The following is a 22,506-nucleotide window of genomic DNA, read 5'->3' as shown; positions in this document are numbered from 1 at the left end:
AGAAGAATGAAAGCACCACTATAATCTATTACATTTTTACTTCTAGAGTAAGGTTTTGCGTACTCATTGAGAAGAATTTAGAGCTAGCTCATTCTTGCTTTCAGGCTTTTTTAGAATCTTTCTAAAGAAAGCATCACCGCCCTGCAATTACCTTATTCCAACATAAAATTAGGAGAGACTAATAATCTTATCCAATACAATACCTTTGATTTTCGGAACTTTGAAAACTTCAAAAAACAGATTTCCACGATTCACAATATCAAAAAAGAAAGGACAAAATTTGCCCTTTCTAGATTTTAGCTTTTCTTCAACCCACTACAGTTGACAAAGATCCTTTTATTTTAAAGATTTTTTCCAGCCTCTTTTATATATCTGTCAATGGTGTTGCGGTATCTGGTGAGGTATCATATACCTTAAAGTCTACTCCAACTCCCAGATCAGCTTGAGCCAGCTGATTGACCATGGTCATGTGAGCTAGCTCCTTGATATTGTTCTCCTTAGATAAATGTCCAAGGTAGATTTTCTTAGTGCGGTTTCCTAGCGTCCGAATCATGGCCTCAGCACCGTCCTCATTAGAAAGGTGACCTAGGTCAGATAGGATTCGTTGTTTGAGTCGCCAAGCGTAAGAACCTGCTCGCAAAATTTCTACATCATGGTTGGACTCGATAAGATAGCCATCTGCATTTTCGACAATCCCTGCCATACGGTCACTGACATAACCTGTATCTGTCAAAAGGACAAAACTCTTATCATCCTTCATAAAGCGATAGAACTGCGGTGCGACTGCATCATGGCTCACACCAAAACTCTCGATGTCGATATCTCCAAAGGTTTTGGTTTTGCCCATTTCAAAGATATGTTTTTGCGAAGAATCCACCTTGCCAAGATACTTACTATTCTCCATAGCCTGCCAGGTCTTTTCATTGGCATAAAGATCCATACCATACTTTCGAGCCAAAACACCCACTCCATGGATATGGTCTGAATGCTCATGCGTAATCAGGATGGCATCCAAATCTTCTGGCTTGCGATTAATTTCAGCAAGTAGGCTGGTAATTTTCTTGCCCGACAAGCCTGCATCCACTAAAAGCTTCTTTTTTGGAGTTTCCAGATAAAAGGAATTTCCACTGGAACCCGACGCTAAAATACTGTATTTAAAGCTTGTTTCACTCATTCTAGTCCTCTACTTCATCCTCCCATACTTCTTCTTTCACTGCATCCTTATCATAAGGGAGCACAATGGTGAAGGTTGATCCCTTACCGTATTCACTCTTGGCCCAAATAAAGCCCTTATGTTGTTTAATAATTTCTTTGGCAATAGCCAGCCCCAGACCCGTACCACCTTGGGCACGACTTCTAGCACGGTCAACGCGATAGAAACGGTCAAAGATACGAGGTAAATCCTGCTTAGGAATACCCAAGCCTTGGTCTGAGATCGATAAAATCATCTGATCATCAGTTGTCTTCATGGTCACTGTGATTTTCCCACCATCTGGAGAATACTTGATGGCATTGTTGAGAATATTATCAATCACCTGCGTCATCTTATCTGTATCAATCTCAATCCAGACTGAAGTAATGGGGTAATCTCTGACTAATTCATATTTTTTCTCTTCATCTGGTCCCCTCATCTTATCAAAACGGTTGAGAATAAAGGTAATAAATGCAGTAAAATTAATCAATTCCACATCCAGGTGGCTGGTTGCATTATCAATTCGTGAAAGATGAAGAAGGTCTGTCACCATCCTCATCATACGGTTGGTTTCGTCTAGAGACACCTTGATAAAGTCTGGTGCAACAGGTTCTGACAAGGCTCCCTCATCCAAGGCTTCAAGATAGGATTTTACACTAGTCAGAGGCGTCCTTAACTCATGACTAACGTTAGAAACAAAGAGTCTCCGTTCCCGTTCTTCCTTCTCCTGCTCTGTCGTATCGTGTAAAACAGCAACCAAACCAGAAATAAAGCCAGACTCTCTACGGATTAAGGCAAAGCGTACACGAAGGCTCAGATACTCACCATTATCATCCTGAGAATCAATGATGAGCTCAGGAATTTGGGTAATCAAATCACGAAGTTCATACTCACCTTCAATCTTAAGCAACTCTAGAATACTTTTGTTGAGAACATCTTCTTTCTGAACACCTAACTGTTTCTTAGCCGTGTCATTAATCATGGTAATCTTCCCACGACGATTGGTCGCAAGAACTCCATCCGTCATGTAAGAGAGGATACTGTGTAACCGTTTACTCTCTTGTTCCAGATTTTCTTTAGTCAAGCGAATTACTTCTGATAAATCATTGAGATTATTGGTAATATTAGTGATTTCAGAGCTTCCCTGCATATCCAATACCTGAGAATAATCTCCTGCAATCAGGTCTTTTACCTTTTGATTGATTTGCTTCAATCGAATATTATCCCGACGATTTTCTAGTAAAAGCAAGGTCACGACTAAAATAAAGCCAAGTAAAATAAGGATAAAGATAAAATCACTGGTTAAAACTGTGTCTTTAATTAGTTTAATCATTATTTCGCATATAATAACCAACACCGCGGCGTGTTAGGATATACTCAGGACGACTTGGTGTGTCTTCAATCTTTTCACGCAAACGTCTAATCGTTACATCAACAGTCCGAACATCTCCGAAATAATCATAACCCCAGACCGTTTCAAGCAAGTGTTCACGCGTAATTACTTGACCGATATGAGACGCCAAGTGATACAAAAGCTCAAATTCACGGTGAGTTAAGTCTAGTTCTTCACCATATTTTTTAGCCACGTAGGCATCTGGCACAATCTCCAAGTCCCCAATTTGCAAGGGTTGAGTTTTCTTTTCATCAGACTCTTGATTATCTACAGAAGTCAAATCTGTACGACGAAGAAGGGATTTGACACGTGCCTGCAACTCACGATTTGAGAACGGTTTGGTTACATAGTCATCCGCTCCAAGCTCTAAACCGATAACCTTATCAAATTCGCTATCCTTAGCTGAAAGCATGATAATAGGCACACTACTTGTCTTGCGAATAGTCTTCGCAACTTCTAAACCATCAATTTCTGGAAGCATCAAATCCAGAATAATAATATCTGGCTGCTCTGCTTCAAATTGTTCTAGTGCTTCACGACCATTAAAAGCAGTCACAACCTCGTAACCTTCCTTGGTCATATTAAACTTGATAATATCCGAGATTGGTTTTTCATCATCTACAATTAATATTTTTTTCATTTGTTCACCTTTTTCTCTACTATTATACCAAAAAAATAGCAAGAAGACACGATAGCTAGTCTTTGCTACTGTCTAAGTTGGTTTTTTCATAAGCCTGCCAGATTTTTTGTTGTGGTTTGGCAAGTGGAACATCCTTGAATTCTTCTGGTGAAAGCCAGCGAACTTCCCTATCTGAAAAATCATGGAAATCACTCACCTGACCTGCTACAATTTGAATATGCCACTTGCGATGGCTAAAGACATGCTTGACAGTTTCAAAATAAATATCAAGCCAATCAACATCTAGGTCATAGTCCTGCCGGAAACTCTCCTCTGGACTGGGACCAAAGTTTACACTTTCTTCTGCAACCTGATGGAAGAGGTCAAACTGCTCTTCTTGCGAAAACTCATCTACTTCTATCAAGGGAAAATGCCAAAATCCTGCCAACAACTTTTCACTCTCATTTTTTTCAAGTAGAAATTGCCCCTGAGCATTTTTCACAACTAGTGCTTTTAGATAAATGGGAACTGGCTTTTTCTTTGGAGCCTTAATTGGATAACGATCCATGCTTCCATTCTGATATGCCGCACTAAAGTCCTTCACTGGACTTTCTTCTGGCCTAGGATTTACAGGAGCCTCAATATCAGACCCTAAGTCCATCAAAGCTTGGTTAAAGTCGCCAGGACGATCCGGATCAATCAAGATTTCCATCATCGCCTGAAAAATTTTACGATTACTTGGAATGCCAATATCGTGATTGACTTCAAATAGACGCGCCAAAACACGCATGACATTGCCATCGACCGCTGGCTCAGGCAAGTTAAAAGCAATACTAGAAATGGCTCCTGCTGTGTAAGGGCCAATTCCTTTCAAACTGGAAATTCCTTCATAGGTATTTGGAAATTGACCCCCAAAGTCATCCATAATCTGCTGGGCCGCAGCCTGCATATTGCGTACTCGAGAATAATATCCCAGTCCCTCCCAAGCCTTCAACAAACGCTCTTCAGACGCATTCGCCAAACTTTCTACTGTTGGAAACCAGTCCAAGAATCGTTCGTAGTAAGGAATAACCGTATCCACTCTGGTCTGCTGGAGCATGATTTCAGATACCCAGATATGATAAGGATTTTTACTTCTACGCCAGGGTAAATCTCGTTTATTTTCATCATACCAAGCGAGAAGTTTCTCACGGAAAGAACTAATCTTCTCCTCCGGCCACATGACAATACCGTATTCTTTCAAATCTAACATATCTCTAGTATAACACAGAAGGTTTCACCTGTCTTTTTATCTGATTTATAATATTTTCAATAGACAGTATATGACTTTTCTTTCTACTTAAATATTTTTAATATGACTTCAACTGAAAATCAATAAAATATCATAGAATGCGATTATCCATCTTCATGGTTTGATTTTGAGACAAATAATACTCAATGAAAATCAAAGAGAAAACTAGGAAGCTAGCCGCAGGTTGCTCAAAGCACTGCTTTGAGGTTGTAGATAAGACTGACGAAGTCAGTCACATATATAATCCAAGGTGAAGCTGACGTGGTTTGAAGAGATTTTAGAAGAGTATAAGCTAGAAATACAGTATTATTTAAAATAGTCGATCATCCTACGGATAAACAATAAAAACTCATCACTCTTAGAAAATAACGAAAATGCTGGTTGACATCATCCTAAAACAAGTGAAAAATAGTATTTTGCCCCTTTTTTGCCCCCTATACACAAAAAAAGCCTACTGACCAAGCTAGAAAGCTTGATACAATAGGCTTTTTAAAGGCTGATTATTTAACAGCGTCTTTAAGAGCTTTGCCAGCTTTGAATGCTGGAACTTTAGAAGCTGCAATTGTGATTTCTTTACCAGTTTGTGGGTTGCGACCTTTACGTGCAGCACGCTCACGAACTTCAAAGTTACCAAAACCGATCAATTGAACTTTTTCACCAGCTGCAAGGTAGTCAGCTACTGCTGAAAATACAGCTTCAACTGCTGCTGCTGAGTCTTTCTTAGTCAATTCTGTAGCTTCTGCTACTTTAGCGATCAAATCTTGTTTGTTTGCCATGTTAATGATTCCTCCAAATTAATTTCTAATTAACAAATATAATCATATCCTAAAATCCCTTATAGGTCAAGTTAAAAACGCTGTTTATTCGCATTTTCTTTATTTTTTTAGGAATGGTAACGTACCAAAATAGCCCACGCATTCTCACCTGTATGAGTCTGAATAATAGAACCGGTTTCTAAAACAGAAATTGGTTTTTCAACATAGGCTTGTAGGCTTTCTTTCATCTCTTTTGCCCAGTCAGCATTACCAGAATATGAAATTCCAATCTCTGCTACAGAACGTTCAGAGAGAGATGTTGTCAACTCATCTAACCATTTTTTAAAGGTTTTAGCTCCACGACCTTTAACAATTGGCTGCAATTCATGGTCTTTCATTTGCATGACAACACGAATATTGAGAAGTGAGCTCAACAATCCAGTTACACGGCCAATTCGTCCACCTTTAACAAGATTTTCCAAAGTTGAAACACCAATATAGAGCTCTGTATGGTTTTTTACCTCTTCAACGTGAGATAAAATTTCCGCCATATCTTTGCCTTCTTGTGCTAATTTCGCAGCCTCAACAACTTGGAATTTCAAGGCTTGGTCAGTGAAGGAACTATCAATAACTGTCACGTCGGCAGTAGATAGGCTGGCACCTTGGCGTGCTGCTTCTACAGTCCCCGAAAGAGCATGGGACATATGAATAGCAAGAATCTGGCTACCATCTTTGCATAGGTCCTCAAAAACTTCAGCGAAGACACCTACAGGCGGTTGACTTGTTTTAGGAAGATTCTTACTTGCTTGCATCAACTGAAGAAATTTACCTTCTTCTTTCAAATCCGCATCAGAATAAACAACATTATCAATCATTACAGATAATGGAACGATTGTAATATCTAATTGTTTTACGAGTTCAGGTTCAATAGTAACAGATGAATCGGTTACAATCTTAATTTTTGTCATAGTATCAATCTTTCTATTTTAGGATTCAGATTGGTTTTCTTACTTCTAATTATATCAAAAAAAGATTAAAAATCCTAATGGAGTCAATCAAATTTTCCGTAAAAATTTGATATAATCAACTTATAAGAAAAGAGGTTTCCTATGATTAAAAAAATTTACCCCATTTTTACCATTTTACTAGGTGCTGCTATTTATGCTTTTGGGCTGACTTATTTTGTAGTTCCTCATCATCTCTTTGAAGGAGGGGCAACAGGTATTACCCTCATCACCTTTTATCTTTTTGAAATTCCTGTTTCCCTTATGAATCTGCTGATTAATATTCCTCTATTCATCCTAGCTTGGAAGATTTTTGGAGCAAAGTCCCTCTATTCTAGTTTGCTTGGAACCTTAGCTTTGTCAGCTTGGTTGGCTTTTTTTGAGCGTATTCCCCTTCATATTGACCTTCAAGGTGATTTACTGATTACTGCACTTATAGCGGGAATTCTATTGGGAATCGGTCTTGGAATTATCTTTAATGCTGGTGGTACAACTGGCGGAACTGATATTCTAGCTCGTATTCTCAATAAATACACTCATATATCAATGGGGAAACTGCTCTTTATCTTAGATTTTTGTATTCTCATGCTCATTCTCCTCATCTTCAAGGACTTGAGATTGGTTTCCTACACGCTCTTATTTGATTTTATCGTTTCTCGTGTCATTGATTTGATTGGCGAAGGAGGCTATGCTGGTAAAGGCTTTATGATTATCACAAAACGTCCTGACCAACTTGCTAAAGCGATTAATGATGACCTGGGAAGAGGCGTTACTTTTATTTCTGGTCAAGGCTACTATAGTCAAAAAGATTTGAAGATTATCTACTGTATTGTCGGTAGAAATGAGATTGTGAAAATGAAGGAAATGATTCATCGAATCGATCCTCAAGCCTTTATAACCATTACAGAAGCCCATGAAATCCTTGGAGAAGGATTCACCTTTGAAAAAGAATAAAAAGAGGTAGTGTCGTGACCTCAAAAGTTAGACTTATTCATCTATCTTTTGGGTTACAGACAACCTCTTTTTTGTTTACTCAATTTCTTAAGACCAATTCCGAGCAACTTCTTCATCTGCCTTTAACTGATCCACTAATTGGTCGACTGAGTCAAATTTGGTCATATCTCGAATGCGATCAAGCCAATAAACCATGACGGTTTCCCCATAAATATCTTGATTAAAATCAAAAATATTGACTTCAAAACGGGCTTCTTCTCCATCAAAGGTCACATTTTTCCCGACACTAGCCATGGCACGATACTTCTGTCTTTGAATCTCAACATCAACGACATAAACGCCATCTGCTGGCATATAAGTACGATCTAAAAGCACCAAATTCGCTGTCGGATAACCAATCGTACGACCACGAGCATTGCCATGAACCACCATACCTCTTGATGGAAGCGGTGCCCCCAAAAGTTCTCCTGCTTCTTTCACATTTCCATCTAAAATAGCTTGACGGATACGAGTTGAACTAATCTTTCCTTTCTCATCTTCTACAGGTGGAACGATAATGACTTCTCCATCAAAGTAATCCTTTAAGTCTTCTGCCGTTTTTTGGTCAGAACCAAATGTATAATCAAAACCTGCAACAATAATTTTGGCATTCATAGCCTTGATATAAGTTGCAAAAAATTCTTCTGCCGTGAGACTAGCGAATTGACTACTAAAATCAAGGAGATATAATTCTTCTACGCCTTCTCGTTTTAATTTTCTTTCACGTTCAGCAGGGTTCAAAATATGTAAAAACAGATCAGGATGATAAGGCTCTAAAGCGATCTTTGGAGATTCATTAAAGGTCATAACGACGATAGGCAATAAATCCTTTCTCGCAGCCTTATTGGCAACGCGAAATAATTCTTGATGCCCCTTGTGTATACCATCAAAATAGCCGAGAACAACGACTGAATCAGATGGTGTGCCAATATCTTTTTGGTTTTTTATAGGAATAGTAATAATCATAAAATAATTATATCATAGCGATAGCTATTTCTGGAACAGAAAATCTGAAATGTCGTTTTTTTAACCTGAAATAGCCATTTTTGCAAAAGGTAGTACCATACAAATATATATTGACTCTGATATACTAGAATTACAAAAAAGGGGAACGATTAACATCATAAACCATTCTCAATTTATTCTTATCGTATCACAATTCATAATTATCATTGAGTGAAGAACTGATAGTTGAATAGCATGAACTAATATCGCAAAAGCCAGCGTTTTCTGACGCTGGCTTTTAAACTGTGAAAAACTTTTCTAAACTAGATTGCTTCTGTAACAAAACTACGGCTTTCCAATACTTTGAGCATGGCGTTAGCTGTATCTAGGGCTGTGAAGAGGGGCACTCCGTGTTCAATAGCTGAACGGCGAATCTGCTCACCATCTTCGTCTGCAGTTCGTTTGGTTCCTACTGTATTAATGATAGCTTGAATTCTTCCTTTACGAACAAAGCTTGGAATATCCTTATCGTCATCACCAATCTTACCAACAGGTTGGGCTTGCAAGCCATGACTGGCAAAGAAGGTTGCTGTCCCTTCTGTCGCGAGGATTCCATAGCCAATATTTTGGAAACGACGAGCTAAGTCCAAGGCTTCTTCTTTTGCATCATCAGCGATGGTAAATACAACGTTACCAAAGGTTGGCAAGTGTAAGTAAGAAGCTTCAAAGGCTTTATAGAGAGCTTTTTCCAAAGTCGTATCAGAACCCATAACTTCACCTGTTGACTTCATTTCAGGCCCGAGTAAGCTATCTACCTTAGCTAGTTTCGTGAAGGAGAAGACAGGTGCCTTGATATGAACGCGAGTGCTTTCAGGGTAAAGACCATCTTGGTAGCCAAGTTCTGATAAACTTTGACCAAGAATGAGCTTGGTCGCTACCTGAGCCATAGGAATATTGGTAACCTTAGAAAGGAATGGAACGGTACGGCTGGCACGTGGATTGACCTCAATAACGTAGACTTTTTCATCCTTAATAACAAACTGGATGTTCATCATTCCAAGACAGTTAAGACCAATTGCTAGGCGTTTAGTATAGTCTGCGATTGTTTCTTGCACCTTTTGCGACAAGGTTTGTGGAGGATAAACGGCCATTGAGTCACCTGAGTGGACACCGGCACGTTCGATATGCTCCATGATACCAGGGATAAGAACATTTTCTCCGTCTGAAATGGCATCAACTTCACACTCTTGCCCAACGATGTATGAGTCAACAAGCACTGGGTGGTCTGGACTAGCCTTAACAGCGGTACGCATGTAAGAACGGAGGTCCTCTTCGTTTTCAACGATTTCCATGGCACGTCCACCCAAGACATAAGATGGGCGAACGAGGACTGGGAAACCAATCTTGCGAGCTGCAAGAACTGCTTCTTCTTCATTGGTAGCCGTTTGTCCTGGTGGCTGAGGAATATCTAAGTCTTTAAGAGCTTGCTCAAAGAGGTCACGGTCTTCCGCGCGGTCCAAGTCAGCAACCTGTGTACCAAGGATGGTCACACCTGCTTTTGCCAATGGCTCCGCAAGGTTAATGGCTGTCTGACCACCAAACTGAACGATAACACCTTTTGGTTGTTCCAAATCAATGACGTTCATAACATCTTCGAAAGTCAATGGTTCAAAGTAGAGCTTATCTGATACAGAAAAGTCTGTAGAAACTGTCTCTGGATTTGAGTTCATGATGATTGCTTCATAACCAGCAGCTTGAATCGCCTTAACAGAGTGAACAGTGGCGTAGTCAAACTCAACCCCTTGACCGATACGGATTGGACCAGAACCTAGGACCAGTACAGATTCTTTTTCAGATTTGATAGATTCATTTTCCCAACCATAAGTTGAATAGAAATATGGTGTTTCAGAGTCAAATTCTGCCGCACAAGTATCTACCATCTTATAAACTGGAACAATCTTGTTTTCCAAGCGAAGTTGGCGAACGTGATCAGCAGTCGTTTTCCATAGTTCAGCAATCTTACGGTCTGAGAAGCCATTAAGTTTAGCTATTTTCAAAACTTCAATATCTTGTGGATGGGCACCCAACTCCTGCTCAATTTCAAAGATATGTAGGAGTTTATCGAGATAAAAGATATCGATTTTTGTAAGCTCTGCAATTTCTTCTGGTGTGTAGCCACGGCGAATGGCTTCTGACACGTAGAAGAGACGGTCATCTTGGGCTTTGACAACTTTTTCAATCAAGGCATCATCAGAAACTGCTGCAAGTTCAGGCATTTCATTGTGGTGCACCCCAATTTCAAGGGAGCGGCAAGCCTTAAGAAGAGATTCCTCGATGTTACGACCGATGGCCATAACTTCTCCAGTTGCCTTCATCTGGGTACCAAGACGGCGTTCTCCCTTTTCAAACTTGTCAAATGGGAAACGCGGAATCTTGGCAACCACGTAGTCAAGGGCTGGTTCAAACATGGCATAGGTTGAACCTGTAACTGGGTTGATGACCTCATCCAAAGTCAAACCTACTGCAATCTTAGCAGCCAACTTAGCAATCGGATATCCTGTCGCCTTAGAAGCAAGGGCTGACGAACGCGATACACGAGGGTTTACTTCGATGACATAGTACTTGAAGCTGTGTGGATCAAGGGCCAGCTGAACGTTACATCCCCCTTCAATCTTAAGGGCACGAATGATGCTCAAGCTTGCGTCACGAAGCATTTGATTTTCATAGTCTGACATGGTTTGCGCAGGGGCAAATACAATGGAATCTCCTGTGTGAATTCCGACTGGATCAAAGTTTTCCATGTTACAAACAACCAAAGCATTGTCAGCTGAATCACGCATCACTTCGTACTCAATTTCCTTGAAACCTGCAATTGAACGCTCAATCAAACATTGGGTAACAGGTGACAATTTCAAACCATTTTCAGCGATTTCACGCAATTCTTCCTCGTTGGCACACATACCACCACCAGTACCACCAAGAGTAAAGGCTGGACGGACGATGACTGGGTAGCCAATTGTTGCTGCAAAGGCAACAGCTTCTTCGACTGTGTTGACAATTTCAGATTCTGGAATTGGTTGGTTGAGCTCTTCCATCAATTGTTTAAAGAGATCACGGTCCTCCGCTTGGTCAATGGCAGATAATTTAGTTCCCAGAAGCTCAACACCAAGCTCATCAAGGATACCATTTTTAGATAATTCCATGGCCATATTGAGCCCTGTCTGACCACCAAGGGTTGGAAGCAAGGCATCTGGGCGCTCCTTACGAAGAATACGTGTCACAAACTCAAGTGTAATCGGTTCAATGTAAACCTTGTCAGCAATTTCTTTGTCCGTCATGATGGTTGCAGGATTTGAGTTAACCAAGACAACCTCATACCCTTCCTCTTTCAACGACAAGCAAGCCTGGGTCCCAGCGTAGTCAAACTCAGCGGCCTGACCAATAATAATCGGACCAGAACCAATCACCATAATTTTTTGAATATCAGTACGTTTAGGCATAGTTTATGATACAAAGCCCGTAAAGAACACAGTGAAAATAGGAAACTCGGTGCAGACGCCTTCAGCGTCGAGACGATGTTTAGCTTTTTCACACAGTTCTTAGGGCGTGTTCACTTCCGCGAACAATGTATCTTCTCCTTTCTATTCGTCGCCTCTCAGGGCGACATTAAATAAATTCTCCAACGATTTTTTAGCGAAACGATACTTTTCGGTAAAAAATCTAGTGCAGGGAGTTTTTAGTTCGCCTGATAGCGACTAAAAGAAACGACCTGCCTTTCTATTCGTCGCCTCACAGAGCGACATTAAATAAGATACAAAGGACGAATAGAAAGCGATTGAATTTTAGGAAACTAAGGAAGGATTGACAATCCAAGTTGGTTTCTCTAAATTCCGAGCTTTCCGTCCGTGTTCAGTTAAATAAATTCTCCGACGAGCTTTTACTCGTTCTTAGTTTGATTGTTTAAAAGCTTCCATCATCTCGATAAACTCATCAAATAGGTAGCTTGCGTCGTGTGGACCAGGGGCTGCATCTGGATGGTATTGAACAGAGAAAGCAGGTTGGTATCTGTGACGAACTCCTTCAACTGACTTGTCATTGATTTCTTCGTGGGTGATAATCAAATGCTCTGGCAAATCCTCACGGCTGACTGCATAACCATGGTTTTGACTTGTAAAATCCACACGTCCTGTAGCAATTTCACGTACCGCGTGGTTAAATCCACGGTGACCAAACTTCATCTTGTAAGTCTTAGCCCCGTTTGCCATAGCAAAGAGTTGGTGTCCCATACAAATACCAAAGATTGGAATTTTTCCTTGTACACCGCGAATCATATCCAGTGCCTGTGGAACATCTTCGGGGTTACCTGGACCATTTGACAACATAACTCCGTCAGGATTGAGATGGAGAATTTCTTCTGCCGTTGTCGAATAAGGAACAACCGTCACGTTACAATTACGCTTAGAAAGTTCACGTAAGATTGAGTGCTTGAGACCAAAGTCCACTAGCACCACGCTCAAACCAACTCCTGGAGCTGGATAGGATGTTTTAGTAGAAACCTGCTTGATATTGTCTGTCGGCAAAACTGTTGCTTGGAGCTGGTCCGTCACATGATCCATGCTGTCCCCAACATGAGTCAAAGTTGCACGCATGGTACCATGCTTACGGATAATCTTGGTAAGTGCACGCGTATCAATCCCGGAAATACCCGGAATTTTCTTGGCTTTCAAAAATTCATCTAGCGTCATTTGGTTGCGCCAGTTGCTAGCTCTACGTGCTTCTTCAAAAACAACGACTCCCTTACAAGTTGGAATAATGGATTCGTAATCATCACGGTTAATTCCATAATTTCCCACCAAAGGATAAGTAAAGGTCAAGATTTGTCCATTATAAGACTGGTCTGTAATGGATTCTTGGTAGCCGGTCATCCCTGTATTAAAGACGATTTCGCCTGTTACATCAATATCTGCTCCGAAGGCCTTGCCTTCAAAAACTGTGCCATCTTCTAGTACTAGAAGTCTTTTTGTCATATTTTCACCTCTCGTGGACGCTCACTGGCGTCTTTTAACGTCTTGTGTTTTAGTTGGCGTTTCTACTCGCCAGTACGGATTCTAAGATTGCCATTCTAACAAAGACACCATTGGTCATTTGTTGGACAATCCGTGATTTTGGTGCTTCAACCAAGTGATCTGCGATTTCTACATCACGATTGACTGGGGCTGGGTGCATGAGGATTGCTGTTTCTTTCAAACGGTCATAACGTTCTTGAGTCAGGCCATGTTGGGCATGGTAGTCTTCTTTTGAAAAGACAGCTCCACTATCATGACGTTCATGTTGCACACGGAGAAACATCATGACATCCACCTGATCAATGATTTCATCAATGGTTACAAACTGTCCATAGTCTGCAAACTCTTGACTTCTCCATTCCTCAGGTCCAGCAAAGTAAAGTTCAGCTCCCAAGCGTTTCAAAATCTGCATATTGGATTTGGCAACGCGTGAGTGGTCCAAGTCACCTGCAATCGCAACCTTGAGACCCTCAAAGTGACCAAATTCCTCATAAATAGTCATCAAATCCAGCAAGCTTTGGCTAGGGTGTTGTCCCGAACCATCTCCACCATTGATTATGGAAGTCGTAATCGTCGAACTAGCAATTAACTCTCTGTAGTAGTCGACCTCAGGGTGGCGAATCACACAGACATCAACTCCTAAAGCAGACAGAGTCAAAATGGTATCATAAAGTGTCTCACCCTTATTAACCGAACTAGTTTTCACATCAAAGTCAAGTCGTTCCAATCCCAGTTTAATCTCTGCCACTTCAAAGGACTTATGCGTCCGTGTAGAATCCTCAAAGAAAAGATTGGAGACAATCGGATGGTCTTCATAAGGAAGTTGAGCACCGTTTTTAAACTCTATTCCTCGCTTGATCAATTTCATCACTTGATCGACAGTGAGGTCTTCCATGGATACCACATGGTTCAATGCTTGTTGATTTTCTGACATGGCTACTCCTTTAGCTTTCTAAGCTTCTTCAGTAATCAGAACTCTGTCTTGGCCATCAAGTTCTGCCATCTCTACAATGATTTCTTCAGAACGACTGGTTGGGATATTTTTTCCAACGTAATCTGGACGGATTGGCAATTCTCTATGTCCACGATCGACTAGAACTGCTAAACTCACGCGCGCAGGACGACCATGACCTACAATATTATCAATAGCAGCACGGATAGTGCGGCCTGTATAGAGCACATCGTCCACCAAAATAACTTCACGGTCTGTCACATCAACAGAAACCAAAGAAGTATCTTCTCCACTTTTAACATCATCACGGAAAGGTTTGGTATCCAATTCCACAACAGGAACTGAAAGATTTTCTAGCTGCTCCAAACGTTCTTGGATACGGTGGGCGATAAAGACGCCACGAGTTTTAATACCAGCCAAGACGATTTTATTCAAATCTTTGTTGCGTTCGATAATCTCATATGTAATACGCGTAATCGCTCGTTTGACGGTCAATTCGTCTACAACTTCTTTTGTCTTCATGACAAACCTCCAAAAAGAAAAGTCTCCTTAAACAAGGAGACTTGAAATGTATAGCTAAGCAAGCCCTACTGCAAACAGTATAGACTTCACCCTTCTACTTTATCGCGCTCCTTGCCTGCCTCACGGGACAGGTTTAAAGGAATATTTAATTATCAATTACTATAGCACAAAGCATGCTTAAAATCAAGCAAAAACTTTTGAAACCCCATCTTATAAATTGCTAAAATCATATAACTGTGGGTACTGGTCACACTCTGGATTTTTAGGATGACAAATGGCTCTTCCAAAATAAATCATAGCCTGATGGGCTGCTAACCACTGCTCCGGTGGCAAGATATCCATGACCCGCTTTTCCACCTCAAGTGGTGTCGCTGACTTTTTAACGATATCGTGGTGCTTACAAATACGCTCCACATGAGTATCCACTGCAAAAGCTGGAATCCCAAATCCCACACTCATGACAACATTGGCCGTCTTGCGACCAACACCTGCTAAACTTTCTAATTCTTCACGTGTCTGAGGGACTTGACCATCAAAATCGTCTAGTAGTTGTTGAGCACATTTTTTTAGAAATTTAGCCTTATTCCGATACAGTCCCAGGCGAGAAATGTGTGAAGCAATCTCACCCTCTGTCGCAACAGACATGGCTTGTGGCGTTGGAAAGGCAGCAAAGAGACCTGGTGTGGCCTTATTTACCGCTGCATCCGTCGTCTGGGCTGACAACATGACCGCAACCAAGAGTTCAAAATGATTGGTAAAATCAAGACTGGGCTTGGCATCTGGAAAAAGAGCAATGATTTCTTCTAGCACCTTTCGTGCTCGTTTTTTTGACAAGACCATTATTCGTCTCCATCAAATAGTCCTTGCAAGCCAGCAAAAGGACTGTTTTCTTCTTTCTTAACTGCTTGTTGAGCTTGGTATTCTTCTTCTGTCATGATTTGCCAGTCATTTCCTGAAACAAATCCTTGACCAGCCTCTTCTTCAGCCGTCAAGACCTTGATAGGAATGTTTAGTAGGATATTGTCTGACACGCTCTCAGCAAGGTCAAGTTCTCCATTTTCGATAGGCAAGACCAAATCATCGTCTAAAACTTCCTGATCTAGTTGGTTAGTTGCACCTTCCATGAAAACTTCCGTTACTGGATAAGATTCAACTAACTCAACTGGCTCCATACTACGACTTGAAGCAAGGACAATGGTGTAAGACAACTGATAATCTAAGAAATACATACGGTCTTCGTACTGTACTTTCCCAACTGCAAGGATATCTTTTACATCTAAAATTTCTTGATTACGTGCACGTAGGTCTGCGGCTAGGTCTAAGGTTTGTTCAAAATGCAAGCCTTCAGACTGCTTACGAATTTCTTGAATATTTAATTTCATACTTCCTCCATAAAGATTTACTCTCTTGATTATACCATGAAAAGGCTACAAATCAGCCCACCAAACTTTGTAATTAACATTCGATTTTTTAATATATTTATCACTATATTTTTTGGTGCTATACTATAGGCAAGAATACATGATAGCAAGGATGATGCCCCAAAGAACTCATTACAAATGCAACCCAACTCCTATCCGAGTTAAATAAAAGCTACCAAAACTGTAAACAAGGTACGGCAGATGATATTCGACTGCAAGAGCTGCTAAATACTACTCTGCAAGAGCTCAAAAAAGCGGAAAAGTTGAACAACAGTATCTTAATCGACCTTGAGAAATTTTACCAACGCACCAGTCTTCTGATTGGATTAGGTAGCCTAAAACTAAACGATCAAGCACGTACCGCTTGGCGCAACTATGACAAGTTCCATTACGAGCATGTCAAACACGTACTAACTCTCTATGGATTTTAGAGCATAGAATTTCCAGTTTTCTGTTGACAAAATTTCCTTAAAGGTATAGTATAAAGATACTAATACTCGGAGGTAATGGAGACATGAACAACTAAGTCTATCAAATAAAGAACCTTTATTTAGTAGATCTTGTTTTTGTCTCTTTTTGTGTGCTCTTTTATGCTCTTTCTTCTGGCATTTTATACTCAATGAAAATCAAAAAGCAAACTAGGAAGCTAGCCGCAGGTTGCTCAAAGCACTGCTTTGAGGTTGTAGATAAGACTGACGAAGTCAGTTACATATATCTACGGTAAGGCGACGCTGACGTGGTTTGAAGAGATTTTCGAAGAGTATTAATAGAGTTTTTTGACATAAACTTTGGCTCTACTAGGTAAAGTAGAGCTTTTTGTTATGCACTATGAACATTCTAGAAAGGGCAATCATATGATAAAAATCAATCACCTGACCATCACACAAAATAAAGATTTACGAGACCTTGTCTCAGACTTAAACATGACCATCCAAGACGGGGAAAAGCTAGCTATTATTGGCGAAGAAGGAAATGGCAAATCAACCTTGCTTAAAACTCTAATGGGGGAAGCTTTGCCTGATTTCACTATCAGGGGAGACATTCAATCTGATTATCAATCAATATCCTACATTCCTCAAAAAGTCCCTGAGGACCTGAAAAAGAAAACTTTACACGACTACTTCTTTTTAGATACTATTGATTTAGATTACAGTGTCCTCTATCGTTTGGCTGAGGAATTGCATTTTGATAGCAATCGATTTGCTAGCGACCAAAAGATTGGCAGTCTATCAGGGGGCGAAGCTTTGAAAATTCAGCTCATCCATGAGTTAGCTAAACCCTTTGAAATCCTATTTTTAGATGAACCTTCAAATGACCTAGACCTTGAGACGGTTGATTGGCTAAAAAATCAGATTCAAAATATTAGACAAACTGTTATTTTCATTTCCCATGATGAAGACTTTCTTTCTCAAACGGCAGACACTATTGTCCACTTGCGACTGGTCAAGCACCGTAAAGAAGCAGAAACGTTAGTAGAGCATTTAGACTATGATTGCTATAGTGAGCAGAGAAAGGCTAATTTTGTCAGACAAAGCCAGCAAGCTGCTAACGACCAGAGAGCCTATGACAAAACCATGAAAAAGCATCGCCGAGTCAAGCAAAATGTAGAAACTGCCCTTCGAGCTACCAAAGACAGTACTGCCGGTCGCTTATTAGCTAAAAAGATGAAAAATGTTCTCTCTCAAGAAAAACGTATTGAAAAGGCAGCTCAGTCTATGACCCAAAAACCACTTGAAGAGGAAGAAATCAGACTTTTCTTCTCAGATATACAGCCATTACCGGCTTCTAAAGTCTTAATCCAACTGGAAAAAGAAAATTTGTCCATCGGCGAGCGAATTTTGTCTCAGGGACTACAACTAACTGTCCGTGGCCAAGAAAAAATCGGTATCATCGGCCCAAATGGTATTGGGAAATCAACTCTGTTAGCCAAGTTACAGCAACTTCTTAATGATAAAAGAGAGATTTCGCTTGGTTTTATGCCACAAGATTACCACAAAAAACTGCAATTGGATTTATCACCAATAGCCTATCTCAGCAAAACTGGGGAAAAAGAGGAACTGCAGAAAATCCAATCCCACTTAGCTAGTCTCAATTTCAGTTATCCAGAAATGCAGCATCAAATTCGCTCCTTATCTGGCGGACAACAGGGAAAACTCCTGCTTTTGGATTTAGTGCTACGAAAACCAAACTTTCTCCTTCTGGATGAACCCACACGAAACTTTTCTCCCACTTCTCAACCCCAAATCAGAAAACTCTTTGCAACCTATCCAGGCGGTCTCATCACTGTTTCACATGACCGTCGTTTCTTAAAAGAGGTCTGTTCGATCATCTATAGCTTGACAGAACACTGTCTGGAGGTAGTTAATTTAGAAGATTCATACTCATGAGGATAATTCTTTGCTTTGGAGCGCTATTTAAACATTATAATCAGTGAATAAATCTTATATCCACATTCAAGTCAATAATTTCTTGTAATCAACTCTAAATAGACGGATAAAAACTACTTCTAACTATCAAAAAACGAGCACCTCCTCGGTTGGAAATGCTCGTTTTCTTATCTTACCATGGTTTATAATTACAATGAGAAATAGGAAACAGCCTTGAATTGGAAAATCTCCTAGATCTACGACCACAAACTTTTTTATCTACCAACTTTTTTATTATGCTGGTTTTTCTTGATTTCCAGCACTTGTTGTAGATTCTGCTGTTTCCTTTTCTGAAGTTGATTCAGCAGGTTTAGAATCTGTTGCGTTGCTCGGTTTGTTTTCGTCGCTAGCAGTTTCACTGTTAGATTCCGCAGTTGCTGATGTTTCAGTTTCGGGACTTGTCTTATCACCATTTGTTTCTGGACTTGCTTCTTCACTCGCTCTTGATTTTGACTTGATTTCTTGATTCAAGATCAGAATAGCTTTTGTCAATTCAAGTAAAGCAGCCTTATCTTTACTCTTAGCAGAAAGTTGATCTAGTAAAGCATCTACCTTATCAAAGTCCGCGTCAGAACCCTTATTGTTTTCTAAGTAAGCATGAAGTGACATGAGGATATCGTAAAGTTTTTGATAGAGTACAAGTGTCTGAGGATCTTGATCAGCATTTTCCTTCTCTTGTTGAAGGACACTAGCGATACGAGTCAAGACATCTTTTACCTGACTGTTTACTTCATCCAAGTCTGCATCAGCCTTGTTTGTAGCAGCTTTGAGATTTTCTACTTCTTCTCCCAAAGATTGTCTGATTCCTTCTTCTTGGATTTGCTCTAAGAGTTGAGTTGCCTTGCTCAAAAGACTTTCTACTTGTTCCTTGCTGACATGATTCATATGCTCTTCAGGCATAAAGTCTCCGTACAATTCTTTCAAGAAGCCATAAATAGCTGTCTTGGCACTTTGATTATCAACTTTTTCAGTATCTAGAACTGTCTGACTTGATTTCGCAGTAGTTGGCTGAGCTTTCAAAGCTTCTTCCACTTCTTGTTTTGCCTGATAGATACTTGGGAATAATTTGTTCAATTCTGCTGCCTTAAGGAAGGATTGAGATTGATACAAAGTCCAAGTCAACTGAGCTACTTTGTTTCGAAGTTCATCACTCAAACGACCGTCATTTACGTGTTCGTAGAAGTACTTGATGTATTCCACAGTTGTAACACCTGTTCGGTCATTAAAGTCTTGCAAGGCTTGAAGTTGTGATTCAACCGCTGCTAAACCAGCCTCATCTTTAGCCAATTTAGCTTCTTGGAGTCGAACGAGAAGATCTTTCTTTGGAAGTCCATAAGAGTCTGTATCCAGTGTATTGATTTTATCAATCAAGGCCTGATATTTCTTATCTAAATCACTTGTTTCAACAGGTTTGACACTTTCATCAATATGGATATATTGCTTATCAAAGAGATCCAGTGTCGCAAGATAACCTGCTGTAGAATTAGTTGCCAGTTTCTTTATGTTTTCAGTAAACTGACCTAAGGCTAACTCAATCTGACTTTGTTCGATAGGCTTGTCTTTGTAGATGCTTCTGCTATCAGTTAAAAGTTGATCTACTTTTTCCAAGACTGCCTTCTCATCAAAAGCTCCAGGTTGGTAGTTGGATTGTAGAGCTGGAATCTTGTTTTTCAAAGCTACTTCATAGCCCTTAGTTTGCACCTTGATGTAGTGATTGTGGTCGCCATGAGGAATCACAAAACTACCATTTTCTACCTGTAAGCTGTACGGAGACACACCATCTCTCAAAGCAGTGGTATAGAGTTCATTTAGGAAATCAAGTTCTGGATTGCCAGTTTGGAGTGGCAGTCGAACGTGTTCTTTACGAACAGCATAGGGATGGATATGAGTTGGATCGTAGGCTTGGTCTGGATTTCCAAAAACAAAGAATCCGTTTGAAATTCTAATAGCTTCAAGTGGAACGCCATAAGTTTTAGAGATATAAGCAATCTTTTCTTCATCACTAGCATCTCTTGAGAAAGACTCTACTGTTTTAGCAAGAGGTTTTACAGGTTCTACACCATGATGTGTTTTCAGATGATCCTGTGCGGCCTTAATTTGCTCTGCTGTCAAATCTTTCTTAAAGAAGAAATGATTGTGATCTCCGTGTGACATGACAAAGCCTTGTTCATCCTCACTGATGACACGATTGGCATCAAAACCATGATCATGGTCTTCACCATGATGGTGGTCATGCTCATCGCCATCGTGATCATCATTGGCTGGGCTTGGTGTTGCTGGAGTTACACCTTTCAAGTGTTCTTGCGCTGCCTTGATTTGATCAGCAGTCAAATCCTTCTTGAAGAAGTAATGGTTATGATCACCATGACTCATAATAAAGCCTTGCTCATCTTCCGCAATAATACGATTAGCATCAAAGCCGTGCCCATCTTCTTCATGTTCCTCATGTGAAGTTCCTGGATTGATTGGAAGAGAAGGCGAAGGTGTTGTTAGACCATTGTTTGGAAGAGTCGGCTGCCCAATTTGATTCGACTTAGGAATGTAATGGAAATGATCACCATGTCTGACAATATAAGCTGTAGCAGTTTCTTCGACAATATCTTTTGGATTAAAGATATAACCATCAGATGTTGAAGAGATAGCCTTATTTGTAAGCAAGGAAGGATGACTCAAAGTAGATGGACTGCTTGAAAGACTTCCTAGACTAGACGCTACTTCATTAGGTTTTTCATTTGTAGAAATCGTAGAACCAGTACCACCGATAGGCACCATTCTAGCAATCTTTTCTTCTAAAGGAGAGAGCTTACTGTAAGGAATAAAATGATAATGGTCGCCATGCGGAATCGCAACTCCATTTGGTGTACGACTGATAATCTTAGCAGGGTCAAAAACCAAACCATCTGATTCACTGTAACGTTTGTCGCTAGGTGAATCGTAGAGTTCTTTCAATAGACTTTGGAGATTTTCAACTTTGCTTTCTGGCTTGCTAGTTGATTCTTTCTCTATAGCTTGATTAGTATTATCACTAGCTGTTGAAGAATAGCTTAGCTGACTTGGTTGCGTATTTTTGCCAGTTAAATGAGCTTTAGCTGCTGCTAACTCACTAGCAGACAAATCACTTTTTGGAATATAGTGATAGTGACCTCCATGAGGAACGATATAAGCATCACCCGTATCTTCGATAATATCAGCTGGATTAAAGACATAACCATCATCTGTCGTATAGCGTCCCTGAGACCTTGCTACAGCAACATCAGAGCTGACCTTCTCATTATCTTTGACGTGTTCTTGTTTTTGACGGTTGATTTCATCCTTAGTTCGAACATTATCAGCATGAGCTACATCTTTCAAATAGACATAATATTTTCCATCGACCTTGATGATATAGCCACCCTTAACCTCGTTGACAATATCTCCATCCTTAAGTTGGTAGTTTGGATCCTTCATCAGAAGTTCTTCACTAAAGAGGGCGTCATAAGGAACTTTCCCGTTATAGTAATGATAGTGATCACCGTGTGACGTCACATAGCCCTGATCTGTAATTTTGATGACAATTTGCTCAGCCTGAATTCCTTCTTTCTGGCTAACCTGATCTGGTGTCAAGTTTTCACTTTTCTGACTTGACTGGCTGCCATCCACATAAGAAACACGATTATTGTCCTTATTTTCCTGCGTTCGATGCTGGTTCAATGCATAAGCACAAAGACTCAAGGATACGATAACAGCTGATCCAGCTGCTATATATTTTTTACTGAATTTCATAAATCCCTCATTTCAATAAATGATGAAGCTTTTTCTTAACTTCCTTTACTTGATTAAATAGTTTTCTAAATTGGTTATTTAACCAATTAATTAACCAGTAAATAGTTTACATTTTTTAAGCTTATCTGTCAAGATTTTTATATTATTTTAATCATGACCACCCCT

The 22,506-nt window shown here is 40.1% G+C and carries 17 protein-coding genes and 1 pseudogene; 4 read left to right on the top strand and 14 right to left on the bottom strand.

Going from position 1 to position 22,506, the window contains the following annotated elements:
• Positions 1-50: 50 nt before the first annotated feature.
• Positions 51-300 (top strand): annotated as a pseudogene (locus K4Z77_RS09770) (ISL3 family transposase); the annotation flags it as partial.
• Between the two features lie 64 nt (positions 301-364).
• On the opposite strand, the gene K4Z77_RS01635 reads toward K4Z77_RS09770, so the two are convergent.
• From K4Z77_RS01635 to K4Z77_RS01610, 6 genes are all read right to left on the bottom strand, one after another.
• Positions 365-1,174, bottom strand: coding sequence for an MBL fold metallo-hydrolase (locus K4Z77_RS01635; RefSeq protein ID WP_224218237.1), 810 nt, complete (start codon positions 1,172-1,174; stop codon positions 365-367).
• 1 nt (position 1,175) lies between these two features.
• On the bottom strand, positions 1,176-2,525 hold the full coding sequence (vicK, locus tag K4Z77_RS01630; protein WP_224218236.1) for a cell wall metabolism sensor histidine kinase VicK: 1,350 nt from the start codon (positions 2,523-2,525) through the stop codon (positions 1,176-1,178).
• Positions 2,518-3,225 (bottom strand): response regulator YycF, encoded by a 708-nt coding sequence (yycF, locus tag K4Z77_RS01625; RefSeq protein ID WP_224218235.1) that lies wholly within the window; start codon positions 3,223-3,225, stop codon positions 2,518-2,520. The genes vicK and yycF overlap by 8 nt, the downstream gene beginning before the upstream one ends.
• A 55-nt stretch (positions 3,226-3,280) precedes the next feature.
• The gene (gene mutY / locus K4Z77_RS01620) at positions 3,281-4,456 is read right to left on the bottom strand and encodes an A/G-specific adenine glycosylase (protein ID WP_224218234.1); all 1,176 of its coding nucleotides are present in this window, start codon (positions 4,454-4,456) and stop codon (positions 3,281-3,283) included.
• Between the two features lie 539 nt (positions 4,457-4,995).
• Complete coding sequence (locus K4Z77_RS01615) at positions 4,996-5,271, bottom strand: HU family DNA-binding protein (RefSeq protein WP_001284642.1); 276 nt, start codon at positions 5,269-5,271, stop codon at positions 4,996-4,998.
• Between the two features lie 107 nt (positions 5,272-5,378).
• Positions 5,379-6,218 (bottom strand): DegV family protein, encoded by an 840-nt coding sequence (locus K4Z77_RS01610; protein WP_061088054.1) that lies wholly within the window; start codon positions 6,216-6,218, stop codon positions 5,379-5,381.
• A 141-nt stretch (positions 6,219-6,359) separates the two neighbouring features.
• Here K4Z77_RS01610 and K4Z77_RS01605 point away from each other — a divergent pair, with 141 nt between their 5' ends.
• Positions 6,360-7,208, top strand: coding sequence for a YitT family protein (locus K4Z77_RS01605; protein ID WP_224218233.1), 849 nt, complete (start codon positions 6,360-6,362; stop codon positions 7,206-7,208).
• An 87-nt stretch (positions 7,209-7,295) separates the two neighbouring features.
• On the opposite strand, the gene K4Z77_RS01600 is transcribed toward K4Z77_RS01605, so the two are convergent.
• The 7 genes from K4Z77_RS01600 to K4Z77_RS01570 form a co-directional block, all read right to left on the bottom strand.
• Positions 7,296-8,213 (bottom strand): bifunctional riboflavin kinase/FAD synthetase, encoded by a 918-nt coding sequence (locus tag K4Z77_RS01600; RefSeq protein ID WP_000587439.1) that lies wholly within the window; start codon positions 8,211-8,213, stop codon positions 7,296-7,298.
• Between the two features lie 302 nt (positions 8,214-8,515).
• Positions 8,516-11,692, bottom strand: coding sequence for a carbamoyl-phosphate synthase large subunit (gene carB / locus K4Z77_RS01595; RefSeq protein WP_224218232.1), 3,177 nt, complete (start codon positions 11,690-11,692; stop codon positions 8,516-8,518).
• A 447-nt stretch (positions 11,693-12,139) separates the two neighbouring features.
• Entirely contained in the window at positions 12,140-13,219 is a 1,080-nt protein-coding gene (locus K4Z77_RS01590) for a carbamoyl phosphate synthase small subunit (RefSeq protein ID WP_000166853.1), read from the bottom strand.
• A gap of 49 nt (positions 13,220-13,268) precedes the next feature.
• Positions 13,269-14,192, bottom strand: a complete 924-nt coding sequence (locus K4Z77_RS01585) for an aspartate carbamoyltransferase catalytic subunit (protein WP_033681981.1) — start codon at positions 14,190-14,192, stop codon at positions 13,269-13,271.
• A gap of 18 nt (positions 14,193-14,210) precedes the next feature.
• Positions 14,211-14,732 (bottom strand): bifunctional pyr operon transcriptional regulator/uracil phosphoribosyltransferase PyrR, encoded by a 522-nt coding sequence (gene pyrR, locus K4Z77_RS01580; RefSeq protein WP_000850023.1) that lies wholly within the window; start codon positions 14,730-14,732, stop codon positions 14,211-14,213.
• A gap of 210 nt (positions 14,733-14,942) precedes the next feature.
• Positions 14,943-15,572 (bottom strand): endonuclease III, encoded by a 630-nt coding sequence (gene nth / locus K4Z77_RS01575; RefSeq protein WP_033681985.1) that lies wholly within the window; start codon positions 15,570-15,572, stop codon positions 14,943-14,945.
• Positions 15,572-16,114, bottom strand: a complete 543-nt coding sequence (locus K4Z77_RS01570; RefSeq protein ID WP_000773212.1) for a YceD family protein — start codon at positions 16,112-16,114, stop codon at positions 15,572-15,574. Before K4Z77_RS01570 ends, nth begins: the two co-directional genes overlap by 1 nt.
• A gap of 170 nt (positions 16,115-16,284) precedes the next feature.
• Between K4Z77_RS01570 and K4Z77_RS01565 the strand changes: the two genes are divergently transcribed.
• Both K4Z77_RS01565 and K4Z77_RS01560 read left to right on the top strand, forming a co-directional pair.
• Entirely contained in the window at positions 16,285-16,584 is a 300-nt protein-coding gene (locus K4Z77_RS01565; RefSeq protein WP_224218265.1) for a helicase BlpT, read from the top strand.
• Between the two features lie 390 nt (positions 16,585-16,974).
• Positions 16,975-18,540, top strand: coding sequence for an ATP-binding cassette domain-containing protein (locus K4Z77_RS01560; protein WP_224218231.1), 1,566 nt, complete (start codon positions 16,975-16,977; stop codon positions 18,538-18,540).
• 273 nt (positions 18,541-18,813) lie between these two features.
• Here the strand turns inward: K4Z77_RS01560 and K4Z77_RS01555 are convergent, their stop codons facing one another.
• Complete coding sequence (locus K4Z77_RS01555; protein ID WP_224218230.1) at positions 18,814-22,341, bottom strand: pneumococcal-type histidine triad protein; 3,528 nt, start codon at positions 22,339-22,341, stop codon at positions 18,814-18,816.
• Between the last annotated feature and the right edge of the window lie 165 nt (positions 22,342-22,506).

This window comes from Streptococcus mitis subsp. hohhotensis, assembly GCF_020089495.2.
Classification (GTDB): Bacteria; Bacillota; Bacilli; order Lactobacillales; family Streptococcaceae; genus Streptococcus; species Streptococcus hohhotensis.
Note: the sequence above shows the minus strand (reverse complement) of the source record. Positions and strands in the feature narration are given on the sequence as shown.

What these genes read in the sequence shown, in the direction of transcription:
- K4Z77_RS01600 (WP_000587439.1), bottom strand. Translation starts at nt 8,213, where the DNA reads ATGATTATTACTATTCCTATAAAAAACCAAAAAGATATTGGCACACCA.
- K4Z77_RS01635 (WP_224218237.1), bottom strand. Translation starts at nt 1,174, where the DNA reads ATGAGTGAAACAAGCTTTAAATACAGTATTTTAGCGTCGGGTTCCAGT.
- K4Z77_RS01555 (WP_224218230.1), bottom strand. Translation starts at nt 22,341, where the DNA reads ATGAAATTCAGTAAAAAATATATAGCAGCTGGATCAGCTGTTATCGTA.
- carB (WP_224218232.1), bottom strand. Translation starts at nt 11,692, where the DNA reads ATGCCTAAACGTACTGATATTCAAAAAATTATGGTGATTGGTTCTGGT.
- K4Z77_RS01570 (WP_000773212.1), bottom strand. Translation starts at nt 16,114, where the DNA reads ATGAAATTAAATATTCAAGAAATTCGTAAGCAGTCTGAAGGCTTGCAT.
- K4Z77_RS01610 (WP_061088054.1), bottom strand. Translation starts at nt 6,218, where the DNA reads ATGACAAAAATTAAGATTGTAACCGATTCATCTGTTACTATTGAACCT.
- mutY (WP_224218234.1), bottom strand. Translation starts at nt 4,456, where the DNA reads ATGTTAGATTTGAAAGAATACGGTATTGTCATGTGGCCGGAGGAGAAG.
- K4Z77_RS01605 (WP_224218233.1), top strand. Translation starts at nt 6,360, where the DNA reads ATGATTAAAAAAATTTACCCCATTTTTACCATTTTACTAGGTGCTGCT.
- vicK (WP_224218236.1), bottom strand. Translation starts at nt 2,525, where the DNA reads ATGATTAAACTAATTAAAGACACAGTTTTAACCAGTGATTTTATCTTT.
- pyrR (WP_000850023.1), bottom strand. Translation starts at nt 14,732, where the DNA reads ATGAAGACAAAAGAAGTTGTAGACGAATTGACCGTCAAACGAGCGATT.
- K4Z77_RS01590 (WP_000166853.1), bottom strand. Translation starts at nt 13,219, where the DNA reads ATGACAAAAAGACTTCTAGTACTAGAAGATGGCACAGTTTTTGAAGGC.
- nth (WP_033681985.1), bottom strand. Translation starts at nt 15,572, where the DNA reads ATGGTCTTGTCAAAAAAACGAGCACGAAAGGTGCTAGAAGAAATCATT.
- K4Z77_RS01585 (WP_033681981.1), bottom strand. Translation starts at nt 14,192, where the DNA reads ATGTCAGAAAATCAACAAGCATTGAACCATGTGGTATCCATGGAAGAC.
- K4Z77_RS01615 (WP_001284642.1), bottom strand. Translation starts at nt 5,271, where the DNA reads ATGGCAAACAAACAAGATTTGATCGCTAAAGTAGCAGAAGCTACAGAA.
- yycF (WP_224218235.1), bottom strand. Translation starts at nt 3,225, where the DNA reads ATGAAAAAAATATTAATTGTAGATGATGAAAAACCAATCTCGGATATT.
- K4Z77_RS01560 (WP_224218231.1), top strand. Translation starts at nt 16,975, where the DNA reads ATGCACTATGAACATTCTAGAAAGGGCAATCATATGATAAAAATCAAT.